An 11,079-nucleotide genomic window follows, 5' to 3' on the forward strand; every position below is an offset into this window, starting at 1 on the left:
GGGATGATTCAATGATTGAAGTTCGTGACCTCAGGAAGACATACAGGATGGGAGACGTGCTTGTTCATGCATTGAACGGGGTGAGTGTCAGTATCAGTGAAGGTGAATTTGTCGGGATTACGGGGGCATCGGGGAGTGGAAAATCCACACTCCTCCATATGATCGGCCTCCTTGATCTTCCGTCAGGCGGATCAGTCATCATCTCCGGAGAGGATGTGATTGCTCTTTCGGATTATGAGCGAACCCTCTTCCGGCTGGACTGGCTTGGATATGTCTTCCAGGAGTATGCCCTGATGCATGATCTGACAGCTTTTGAGAACGTGGCACTCCCGATGATGGCACGGGGGGTTACGGAAGACGAGATCCGGGGGCGGGTCCTGCATATGCTCGATCAGGTCGGGCTTCGTGCACGGGCCGATCATCTCCCAAAGGAACTTTCAGGCGGGGAGCAGCAGCGGGTCGCCATCGCACGCGGTCTTGTGAATGATCCAGAGATCCTCATTGCAGACGAGCCGTGTGCGAACCTTGATTCGGAGAACTCAAAAGCCGTCCTCGATCTCTTTGCCGGGATCAACCGGGAGCGGGGTCAGACGATTCTGATGGTCTCTCATGAAGAGTGGCATCTCCCATACTTTGACCGGGTGATACGGATGAAGGACGGGAAGATTGTGGAGTGATGAGTGCCGGGGGTTTCCCCGGCAATTTCAACTCATCTTTTTTAAGGTAAATAGAAAGATTTATCTCGTTTATATTGATTTTATGAGCTTGAATGACAATTGTATAAGATGAAAAAAACATCACTCTTCGTTCTGTTTGTGATGGTTCTCTCCCTGTTTCTTATAACGGCTGGTTGTACCCACACCCGGACTCACATTCCCCCCTCAACACCTGTGGTTACCAATACCGGGCAACAGGGGGGCTATACCTCAAATGAATCGCTTGTTGCCTTTGTTGACAGTGCGGTTGAGTATGTGCATCTATTTGGAAGTGAGAAAGCACTTGCAGAGTTTAACAACCCAAATGGTTCGTTCATCAAAGGCGAACTCTATATCTACGCCTACGGATTCAACGGTACAACCCTTGCCCACCCGATCAATCCCGAGAAAGTAGGTAAAACCCGTCTGGATGAGGGGGCCATCGGGGTATTTGTTACGGAGATGGGTGAAGAGGTCAGAGAAGGCAGCGGATTTTATCGTTTCACCTATATAAATCCGACAAACAACCGGATACTTGAATCCAAACTTGGGTATGGGAAAATGATCGATGATGACTGGTGGCTTGGTTCCGGTATATACCTTGGGCCGGTGGATCTGTCAGAAGATCTGCTGACGTAATCCTCAGCAGTGGGCATCTCCTGAAGGATCCGCCGGAGCAGAGATCAGCATCCCGAAAGATTCGGAAAAACAGGGGAATATCCCCGATGGGAGTGGTGCGCGAGCCGTCCGACGCAGCCTTTCGTCCAACATGAGTGGCCGGTCCGGGCTGGTGCGCTGATTGATCATGTTTATCCCCTTTCTCGATTCACACGGATGTATGAAAATGAAAATAATCCTCTGTGCAGGTATCCTTCTGGTTGCCGTGCTGATCTGTGGATGTACCACCAGCTCCCAGCAGAGCACTGTTGCTGCTGATATCCAGCCTCCGAACCTTATCGGGAACTGGACCGGCACGATGACCGGGTATGTGTATGGGATCGGGTATACCAACTTTTCCGGGTATACCATGACTCTCAGGATCACCGAACAGAATGACCGGATATTTTCGGGAGAGATTACCTTTTCGGAGCAATCAGGATGGGAGAGCGTTGCGTGTGCCGGGGCGATCGGCCGTGACGGCAGGACAATAACCCTGGTCGAGACAGGGGGAGCAGATGGCGGGGGGTATTCTTCCGGGTACCTTGTCGCTCCTGATGAGATGGAACTCATCTACTCGGTTGTGAGCGATCCCTTCTCCATTGCAATGGATGTGCTGAAGAAGAGTTGAGAGAGGCTCAACTTATTTTTACATTACTGGTCGAGCCATCCCTTACCGGGACACCGGAATTCCCTTCAGATATTCAATCCACGTGCCTGCGTGAGGCACGACTGCACTCTATATGATGTTCAGGTGAGAGGTTCAGCTGCCTTTCTGATATGGTAGTTACGGGTTTTTGAATCCTTTCGGGAGCGATGCCATGAGTGCGTTAAAACACTCGGGTTTTCGTGTCGTGAAGAGCGCGTGCCATGCGGTGAGGGTTGCCGGGCTCATCACGTCCAGTCTCCTGAATATGTGGGTGGCAAATTCTACCGGTGCAAGGCTGCCTGCCGTGATCAGGTTGCCGTCCGTAACCGCAGGGTCGTTTACGTAAAACTGTTCGCCATGATAATCCGGGCAGAACATTTTGAGTACCGTGAGATCATTGCTGGTGTGTGGGCGTTTATCCAGCAGCCCGGCATTGGCAAGGGCCATCGTAGCCCCGCAGATTGCGGCAACAACCACGCCTTCATCGAGCAGCATCCGGACCATTTCAATTATCGGGCCCTGGATCGGGTCAAGCCAGGTATCCGCACCGGGCAGGAGAACCAGATCCCCGGTCACGGGTCGGATATCCCTAAAAAGGACCTTCGGCACCATGCTCAGCCCGCCCATCGTGGTTACCGGATCCATTGTCCTGCCGCAGAGGACAAGATCGTACCCGAAAGCCGGATCCTTTAAGAACCGCCCGGAATGGAGTTCGGCAAGAACGTGTCCACACTCCCAGTCCGCGAGCGTGTCTGTGACATACAGATAGATTGCAGCCATTGTTATCTGATTATCTCCCCGGCATGAAGAGTTTATCTCTTCTCCAAATATGGGATGAACGATTCGTGAAAAAAACTCGGAAAAAGAATCGATTGGATAAGGAATGATCCTGCGTACGCCGCCAACAGGACTCGAACCTGTGACATGCTGGTTAACAGCCAGCCACTCTACCAACTGAGTTATGGCGGCACTGAGTTGCCTAATAACATTGCCTGTTACAGAATTTAAACATTACCTATTTCTCCTCGTTTCATCTCCTCAAGTGCCCTGATAAATGCATCAAGTTCTCCCGGAACTCCTTTGAGCATATCCCTCATCTTCGGAGTGGCATATGCCCCAAGCGGTGATGCGCGAATGTAGCCCATCTGTTCAAGGATGCGGAGAGAGTATCTCACCCGGTGCTGTTGCTGCCCAAGAACCTCAGAGAGTTTGATGATCCCAATAGGTTCATGTTCCACTACTGCACGGGCGACGAGGAGATGCCGCTGGATTAACTCAATCTCGTCACGAAGTTTCTCAAGCACCTTCAAACAACTCCTGCCAGGCAATTATACGGACTTACCATGGAGATCAAGCCATTGTTTTGTGCTTATATACTCCCTTCTCGAGATGAGTCCTGAAGCAACTGCAATAATACTCAGAACAAGAACCGCCGGTATCTTAAACGATACGCCTGAAGGGACAATTAAGAAGATGAGTACGGCTCCTGCCAGTGTGAAGATGAAGATGTTGAGCAGGATAACTATTTTTATGAACTTAATCCGGAATGTCTGTTGGACCGAATCTTCCATATAGAGTATATGCCCTGCCAGTACATAGCATGCGCGATGAAAACCTGAGCTATCATATAAATGGGGTTAATGGTGCTTATTTTTGTTGTATGTCCTCAAAAAAGACAGTTGCTCCTGAAAAGAGGGTATTGTGATGCAATATCCATTTATACTGTAACTTCATAGAATAGTGCTACTATATGTGGCTGAGTCGTTCTGTCCGGTTGAGTATGGCCCTGGTCATCATCCTGTCTGCTTGTATTTATACGACGGGGTGTTTTTCATCCGGCGATCTGGAAGCCCAGAGGGATGAGGTCATCTCTGCGATATCGGCACACCGGACATCATTTGATAATTACTTCATCGTCTATACGATAGGAATCGATCTCTGGAACATAGAAGTAAGTGGGGGATCGGTGAACTCCCGGGTCCTCAGGACACAGATCGCACGGGAAGAAGGCTTCCTTGCTGATGTATCCGGGAAGCATCGTCAGGTATCGGCTTCTGTCACCCGGTTTTGGGGAATTGCCCAGACTCTTGAAGGAAACGAGGGTGCAAGGGCATCCGATATTGCCTGGAATCTTCGTGTCTATGATGAAGAGATGTGGAATGCGCAGAATGCACTGATCGGGCGTCTCTCATCGTTGCGCCAGTATCTTGATATGGTTGATGCCGGAAAGAAAGACGCAGCAGAAGCGCTGTCATATCTTGAGAGTGCCAATACCCTCTCGCTTGATGCAGCAGGTGCAATCGGGAGAGCCGATGCTGCCCGCATCCGTGCCGAGTCCGGTTGATCAGATCTCCCCTTTCCGAAGATACATCTTCTCTGATAGCAAACCAGAATAGAATGGATGCAATTGATGAAGCCATGCATCAGGCAGGCGCTCTGGCTTATGTCGCCTATGGCACCTCGTCAGATGCTACGATACGATACCTTACCTCTTTTCGGACGAGTGATCCGGTCATCTATCTGAAGCGGTATAATGAGAAAGGCATCATTGTTGTTCCGGCAATGGAGATCACCCGCGCAGCAGTTGAATCTCCCTGTACTGTTATGAGCCGTGCCGATGCCGGATTCTTTGAGGTCCTCAAAAAAGAGCCGGATATCTCAAAGGCAACAGCACGAGTCATTGCCGATCTCGCCGGAGGGGATATTATCGTCCCATCCGATTTCCCCTTTGGGCTTGCGAAGGATATCAGTTCGTTTGGAAACATTACCATCGAAAAAAATGCTCTATCCTCCCTCCGCGCAATTAAAACCGAAAGGGAGATCGGGATGATGCAGAAGACACAGGCAGCCGCAGAGGATGCGCTTACAGCAGCACTGGCAATGATACGGCGGTCACGGCCCTCCGGAGATCATCTTGTAACGCCCGAGGGATCTCCTCTCACCTCAGAACAGGTACGGTATGCGATTCATGCGAAGCTCCTCGAACATGGTTGCAGGGGGGTTGACACAATCGTAGCATCCGGTGATGAAACGTCAGAGGTTCATCTCAGGGGGAGCGGTCCAATTGCAGCGGATGCACCAATCATCCTCGATATATTCCCACAGGATGAGGAGACCGGATACTTTGCCGATATGACCCGGACTGTTGTACGGGGTGAACCGTCTCCTGAGATCCGGGAGATGTATGAGTCCGTCTCCGATGCGCAGGCACTTGCCTTCTCACTCATCCGTGCCGGAGCAGATGGATCGTCCATCTATCAGGCCGTAGTCTCATTCTTCTCAGACTGTGGGTACGGAACAGAACCACATGGTTTTGTTCACAGCCTCGGTCATGGAGTTGGCCTTGATATTCATGAAGCCCCCTCCCTCAATCTTCGGGGTAGCCCCCTTGCAGCAGGAAATGTCATCACCATCGAGCCCGGTTTATATTATCCCGGAATCGGCGGGGTCCGTATTGAGGATATGGGTCTTGTGACAGGTGGCGGTTTCAGCAGGATAACCAGATTCCCGGAGGTCTTCTGCTTATGAATGATGAGGTGCTGGATCAGTACAGGGAAGCCGGCAGGCTGGCAAAGATGATCCTTACGAAGGGTGCGCATATGATAGCACCTGATACGCCTCTTGCCGAGGTCGCCGATTCGGTCTGTCAGATGATCGAAGAAGAGGGTGCCGGGATCGCATTTCCCCCGAATATCTCCCTTAACGAAGCGGCAGCACATGATACCGCAGGGCCAAAGGATGAACGGATCTTTGTCCGGGGGGATCTCGTCAAACTCGATATCGGAGTTCATATCAACGGTTATATCGCAGATACCGCACTAACCGTCGACCTTGGGGATAATGCCCTTCTGGTCGGGGCATCGCGCGCAGCCCTTGATGCGGCCATCTCCCTTGCCCGTCCGGGCACCCGTTCCGGTGAGATCGGATCTGCGGTCCAGGAGGCGATCACGGAAAGGGGCTTTCGGCCTGTTGCCAACCTCACCGGTCATGGTCTTGATTGCTATTCTATTCATGCATCTCCCTCAATTCCAAATATTGGATCAGGAGGGGGAACGATCCTGAGAGAAGGGATGGTCATCGCCATAGAGCCGTTTGCATCTACGGGATATGGTCGTGTAACTGAGGCTAACCGTGCTGAAATCTTCTCTCAGATAGCAGTCAAACCGGTTCGTCTTCCGGCAGGAAGAAAGATCCTCGAAGAGACCAGGGAGAGGCGGGGTCTTCCGTTTGCCAGACGATGGCTCACAACAGACCGTCCGGAGATCGCCCTGACAGCGCTTATCCGGCAGGGGATTATCCGTGCATATCCTGTTCTCCAGGATATCTCCGGGTCGCTTGTATCGCAGGCTGAACATACATTGATCATCACTGAAGACGGGTGTATCGTCACCACCAGGTGAGATACTCTTATTCGGATTCGAGGATAATAATAAAGGTTAACACATGGAGATGGCTGACACCACCACCCTCCGGCTCATGGAGCTCCTTCTCACAGCAGAGATCGTCAACCGTGAGGAATCGCTCGGTATTGCAGATCTAACGCCGTTATGTCGTGATGCATTCGGTATCAGTAAAAACGGATCTGATCTGAAACGCCCGTTCATAGTGAGCAACAGCATGGCAAAGCGGATGCTCGGAATTGAAGATGCGCATAAGCTCATTCAATCAAACCCGTTCATCGGTTTTGACGACTTTGGACAGCGTCTCACGATCACCGCACTTGATCCCGCGGCCCGTTGGTTCCTGGATCGGGGCGGAAGAGCGCAGGCCACAGCAAACCCAGCTCTGGCTCTCTTTTATGAGAAGGCAGGATCAGAGGATATTACGTATAAAACTGCACTGAAGGTGAATCCTCTGTACGAGGATAGTCGTGCATTCCTTGAATCTCGTATCTCGGCTCTGAGTGCTGAATCAGAAGAGATGAGGGAGGCTCTTGCCCTTGGAACGTTTCGTGCGCCTGAAGAGATCGAGGAGTCTTTTGACTCGCTCGTCGCGACACCCGAGCAGCTTGAAGTAATTGAAAAGATCAAAGTTGCGCTTTCTCATCAGGAGTACCTCAGGAGACAGCAGATCTATCAGATCGGACGACTCCTCTTTGTTGGCCCTCCTGGCACAGGAAAGACATCATTTGCTCTTTCCCTTGCCCGCGAACTGCATATGCCAATCTTTGAGGCGCGTCTCTCGATGATCACCTCCCAGTACCTGGGGGAGACTTCTAAGAACATCGACCGTATCTTTGAGATTGCCAAGAAGCTCTCGCCCTGCATTCTCTTCATCGATGAGTTCGACTATGTGGCACGGACACGAGACTCCGATGATCATGGGGCAATGAAGCGGGCGGTGAATACGCTCTTAAAGAGTATCGACCATATCAGCCTTATAAGGTCGGGAGTACTCTTCATTGGTGCGACAAATCATCCCGGAATCCTTGATGAAGCGGCATGGAGACGCTTTGATGAGGTCGTCCCGTTCTCTCTTCCGGATATTCAAATGAGGGAAGCGATTTTAAGAACCATCACACGGAATATTCCTGTTGTTCTGGATCTCTCTGTCCTGTCAGCTAGGACGGAAGGTTTCACCGGTGCCGATCTCCGATTGATGGTGAAGGAGGCTGTAATGGCGGCTCTCATTGAGGATCGGGAAGAGGTCGCTGAGATTGATATTGAGCAGGGGATGCTCCTTGTTGATCGCAGAAACGCCCTTAGAAAGGGCGGATGGACATAACTATGGAGATCACTCTCCTTGGAACCGGAGATGCGATCGGTACGCCCAAGATTGGGTGCAGCTGTGACGTCTGCACAACAGCCTGGAAGGAGGGGAGGGAGCGGCTCCGTACTTCTCTCTTAATCCGGTCCGGATCACACCACCTCATCATCGACACCTCACCGGATCTCAGGAGACAGCTCCTTCATGCCGGATCTCCTCATATCGATGCCGGGATCTGGACGCATGGCCATTATGATCATTTCATGGGATTTGGTGACTTCTACCGGGTGCAGAAGCCGCCTGCGATGTATGGGGCACCTGAGGTGCTTGAGTACTGTGGTGATATCTTCTCATTTCTCCCCTTTCCCTGCCACCCGGTTGATCCGTTCTCTCCGTTCACCCTCTTCGACCTCTCGATAACACTCTTTCCGGTATCCCATCCCGGTGCACCGACATATGGGATACGGGTTGAATCAGAGGGTGGTGTCCTCGTCTACTCTTCGGATACGCGCCGTGATATCCCCCAGGAGAGCATCGCCTGTATGAAAGGGGCAGACGTCCTCATTCTTGATTCAATGGCGCCATCCGGACTGAAAATTCCGAAACATATGAACTATACGGATGCGATCGATCTCGCAACCGAATTGAAGCCGAAAGACTTCCGGTTTGTACATATGAGCCATATGATCTCATGGGATCTGCCTCATACCGGATCAGATATGGAGATCTTCACGATCTGATCCCGCCAATACCTATATAGTCTCAGTACCAATTATTCTACACAATGAATGTAAAGATCCTGGAGCTTGAAAAAAATAAGGTTAGAATGATGCTTGTTGGAGAGAAGCACACATTTATGAACCTTCTTGTTGATGAGATCCTCATTGATCCAACAGTTAATGTCGCAAAATATGTTATTGAATATCAGTTCTCTGACCCCGAGCTCCTTGTCACGACAGATGGCAGCAAAGATCCGATCACGATCATCAGAGAGGCATGCGACCGGATCAACCGCTCCTGTGACGAACTGCTGACTCAGGTCGGATCGGCCTGATCAGAAGAGTCGCAATTGAATAGTTCATAAAAATAATGGTTCTGTCCGGGTGCTCCAGAACATAACCATTCCCAATATAGCTACTTTCTCTCTTTCTAAGAAACGGAGCCCCTCTTGAGATGACCTCAAAAAAGAGGTATTAATTCAGGTGCGCTGGGTAAATGCGACCTGACCGGATATCCGTGTGATTTTTACGTTTATCTTCTGACCCGGCTTTCCGCCTGTCACATAGAGGATATATTTACCGACTTTGGCAACTCCGTCACCACGGCGGCTTACCGACTCGATCTCGACCTCAAGCTCCTGTCCTTCTTCGAGGCTTGTTCCTTTCACTTCAGTCCGTGCCCGCCGCTTTCTCACCGGTCTGTGGCTGCCGCAGGCATCGCACCTGAGCATCTGGATCCGGTCGTCTTTGACGAGCCGTGTGTCGGGTCTTCCGCACTCCGAGCAGATGACAAAGTCGTCTATGTAATTCCTTACAATGACAGTCAGGACATCATTTTCAAATTTACCATTGAATATTGCACGGGTGCCGTCAATCTTCCCGGCTGTTCCGAGCTCACCGAGCATGAACTTCATGAGGTGTTCGGTGTCCCGATTCAGTGTACTGGCGATCTCAGAAAAATTCTCCAGGATTGTCGTCTTTCCTTCAGGGTACGACTTCACCGCCGGCACGACGAACCGCTCCCCTGTATCCGTCGGCTCGGTGATGCCGGTGTACGCCTTCTTCAGCAGTTCCTCATACGAATCGACCATGCACAGTATATGGGGGTCTCAGTGGTAAAAAGTGTGGTATCACCTGGGATATGAGATCCTTATTTCATCTTACAGGGTGACCTTTCTATTGAATGCTATCCGCCGAAGACCTCATGATCATCCGCTCAAAACTCGGCAGGGATATCACCCCTCTTGAAGCTGCCGCCTTTGAGAATCTCTGGAGTGAACACTGCAGTTACCGATCGACAAAAGCTCTCCTCAGGACACTTCCTACAGATGGGAAGAACGTCATCATTGGTCCTGGAGATGATGCTGCAATCGTCTCATTCTCAGATAAGACCGCGCTTGCGATCGGGATGGAGAGCCATAACCATCCGAGTTATGTTGACCCATACGATGGTGCCGCCACCGGGGTGGGTGGAATCATACGCGATATCATCTCGATGGGTGCCCGTCCGATCGCCCTGATGGACCCCCTCTGCTTTGGCTCCCTCGATAATGAGAAGACCCGTCACCTCTTTGAACATGTGGTATCAGGCATCGGAGATTACGGCAACTGCATCGGTGTTCCGGTTGTCAGGGGAGACCTCATCTTTGATGATAGTTACCGTGGCAATCCGCTTGTCAACGTTGTTGCAGTCGGGATCGTTGATCCCGATCGATACATCACCGGCAGAGTAAAAAAGCCGGGTAACCGGTTGGTACTCTTTGGCTCCCGTACCGGTCGTGATGGCCTTGGTGGGGCATCGTTTGCCTCCCGTGACCTCTCGGAAGACGCAGAAGCACAAGACCGCCCCAGTGTTCAGGTAGGCGATCCCTACACCGAGAAGCTCTTAATCGAAGCAACAATCGAGATGTGTGATACCGGGAAAATTGTTGCCTGTAGAGATCTCGGGGCTGCAGGATTTGCAGGTGCATCAAGTGAGATGGCAAGCACCTTTGGTGCACGGATCATTGCGGATTGTGTACCCCTCCGTGAAACCAGGATGAATGAGGTTGAGATCATGCTCGCTGAGTCACAGGAGCGGATGCTCGCCGAAGTCGCACCAGAGGATGTCGCCCTGATCGGATCAATTGCAGAGAAGTACGACCTCTCATGGGCAGATATCGGTTGTGTGATCGCAGAACCACGATATATTGTTGAGTTCAATGGAGCGACCGTCTGTGACCTCCCAATCGATCTTCTCGTTGGAGGAACGCCTGCCTGCCGGTGGGAGACGAAGCCCTATAGTGCCGAAAAGCCATACCGCCGCCCCGAAGAGGATCTCGGCACCCTCTGCCGCAAGGTACTCTCTCATCCCGAATGTGCGGCAAAGGACTGGGTCTTTTCACAGTACGATCATGATGTTCAGCTCAGGACCGTATCCCTCGGCCCCGACGCCTCTGTGATACGTCTCGAAGGAAAAGGGCTTTATTTCACCTGCGGATGCAACCCCCGGCACATCTACCTCCGTCCACGCGAAGGGACAGCAAACGCGGTCCTTGAGAACGCCTCAAACCTTGCCTGTTATGGAGCAAAACCCCTCTGTATCGTCGACTGCTTAAACTTCGCAAGCCCGGTACATCCTGAGATCAGCTGGCAGATCGAGGAGTCGATCGCC

General features: G+C 51.5%; 14 protein-coding genes and 1 tRNA gene. 10 read left to right on the top strand and 5 right to left on the bottom strand.

Annotated features, from left to right (window positions below; translation table 11 throughout):
- From Q7V06_RS08785 to Q7V06_RS08795, 3 genes are all read left to right on the top strand, one after another.
- A partial coding sequence (locus Q7V06_RS08785) for an ABC transporter ATP-binding protein (RefSeq protein ID WP_370650837.1) occupies positions 1 to 677 on the top strand: 677 nt, incomplete at its 5' end.
- A 108-nt stretch (positions 678 to 785) separates the two neighbouring features.
- Positions 786 to 1,334: a cache domain-containing protein gene (locus Q7V06_RS08790; RefSeq protein WP_304840668.1), complete on the top strand. Its 549-nt coding sequence runs from the start codon at positions 786 to 788 to the stop codon at positions 1,332 to 1,334.
- Between the two features lie 199 nt (positions 1,335 to 1,533).
- Entirely contained in the window at positions 1,534 to 1,983 is a 450-nt protein-coding gene (locus Q7V06_RS08795) for a hypothetical protein (protein ID WP_304840670.1), read from the top strand.
- A 156-nt stretch (positions 1,984 to 2,139) separates the two neighbouring features.
- On the opposite strand, the gene Q7V06_RS08800 is transcribed toward Q7V06_RS08795, so the two are convergent.
- The 4 genes from Q7V06_RS08800 to Q7V06_RS08815 all read right to left on the bottom strand — a co-directional run bounded on the left by Q7V06_RS08800 (position 2,140) and on the right by Q7V06_RS08815 (position 3,572).
- Positions 2,140 to 2,781, bottom strand: a complete 642-nt coding sequence (locus Q7V06_RS08800; protein ID WP_304840672.1) for a type 1 glutamine amidotransferase family protein — start codon at positions 2,779 to 2,781, stop codon at positions 2,140 to 2,142.
- A 116-nt stretch (positions 2,782 to 2,897) separates the two neighbouring features.
- Positions 2,898 to 2,970, bottom strand: a tRNA-Asn gene (locus tag Q7V06_RS08805).
- A gap of 35 nt (positions 2,971 to 3,005) precedes the next feature.
- On the bottom strand, positions 3,006 to 3,305 hold the full coding sequence (locus Q7V06_RS08810; protein ID WP_304840674.1) for a hypothetical protein: 300 nt from the start codon (positions 3,303 to 3,305) through the stop codon (positions 3,006 to 3,008).
- A 24-nt stretch (positions 3,306 to 3,329) separates the two neighbouring features.
- Complete coding sequence (locus Q7V06_RS08815) at positions 3,330 to 3,572, bottom strand: hypothetical protein (protein ID WP_304840676.1); 243 nt, start codon at positions 3,570 to 3,572, stop codon at positions 3,330 to 3,332.
- Positions 3,573 to 3,781: 209 nt separating this feature from the next.
- On the opposite strand from Q7V06_RS08815, the gene Q7V06_RS08820 reads away from it, so the two are divergent.
- From Q7V06_RS08820 to Q7V06_RS08845, 6 genes are read left to right on the top strand one after another with little or no spacing between them, the layout of a single operon-like run.
- Positions 3,782 to 4,345: a hypothetical protein gene (locus Q7V06_RS08820; RefSeq protein WP_304840678.1), complete on the top strand. Its 564-nt coding sequence runs from the start codon at positions 3,782 to 3,784 to the stop codon at positions 4,343 to 4,345.
- Positions 4,346 to 4,398: 53 nt separating this feature from the next.
- Positions 4,399 to 5,529, top strand: coding sequence for a Xaa-Pro peptidase family protein (locus Q7V06_RS08825; RefSeq protein WP_304840680.1), 1,131 nt, complete (start codon positions 4,399 to 4,401; stop codon positions 5,527 to 5,529).
- Positions 5,526 to 6,401, top strand: a complete 876-nt coding sequence (gene map / locus Q7V06_RS08830) for a type II methionyl aminopeptidase (RefSeq protein ID WP_304840682.1) — start codon at positions 5,526 to 5,528, stop codon at positions 6,399 to 6,401. The genes Q7V06_RS08825 and map overlap by 4 nt, the downstream gene beginning before the upstream one ends.
- Positions 6,402 to 6,450: 49 nt before the next feature.
- Positions 6,451 to 7,725, top strand: a complete 1,275-nt coding sequence (locus Q7V06_RS08835) for an ATP-binding protein (RefSeq protein WP_304840684.1) — start codon at positions 6,451 to 6,453, stop codon at positions 7,723 to 7,725.
- Complete coding sequence (locus tag Q7V06_RS08840) at positions 7,716 to 8,447, top strand: MBL fold metallo-hydrolase (protein WP_304840686.1); 732 nt, start codon at positions 7,716 to 7,718, stop codon at positions 8,445 to 8,447. The genes Q7V06_RS08835 and Q7V06_RS08840 overlap by 10 nt, the downstream gene beginning before the upstream one ends.
- 44 nt (positions 8,448 to 8,491) lie before the next feature.
- Complete coding sequence (locus Q7V06_RS08845) at positions 8,492 to 8,761, top strand: DNA-directed RNA polymerase subunit L (protein WP_304840688.1); 270 nt, start codon at positions 8,492 to 8,494, stop codon at positions 8,759 to 8,761.
- A gap of 144 nt (positions 8,762 to 8,905) precedes the next feature.
- Here Q7V06_RS08845 and Q7V06_RS08850 read toward each other — a convergent pair whose 3' ends face one another.
- On the bottom strand, positions 8,906 to 9,517 hold the full coding sequence (locus Q7V06_RS08850; protein WP_304840690.1) for a translation initiation factor IF-2 subunit beta: 612 nt from the start codon (positions 9,515 to 9,517) through the stop codon (positions 8,906 to 8,908).
- Positions 9,518 to 9,609: 92 nt separating this feature from the next.
- On the opposite strand from Q7V06_RS08850, the gene purL reads away from it, so the two are divergent.
- Positions 9,610 to 11,079, top strand: a 1,470-nt coding sequence (gene purL, locus Q7V06_RS08855) for a phosphoribosylformylglycinamidine synthase subunit PurL (RefSeq protein ID WP_304840692.1), incomplete at its 3' end; no start/stop codon positions are given.

This window comes from Methanocalculus sp. (genome assembly GCF_030651615.1).
GTDB lineage: Archaea > Halobacteriota > Methanomicrobia > Methanomicrobiales > Methanocorpusculaceae > Methanocalculus.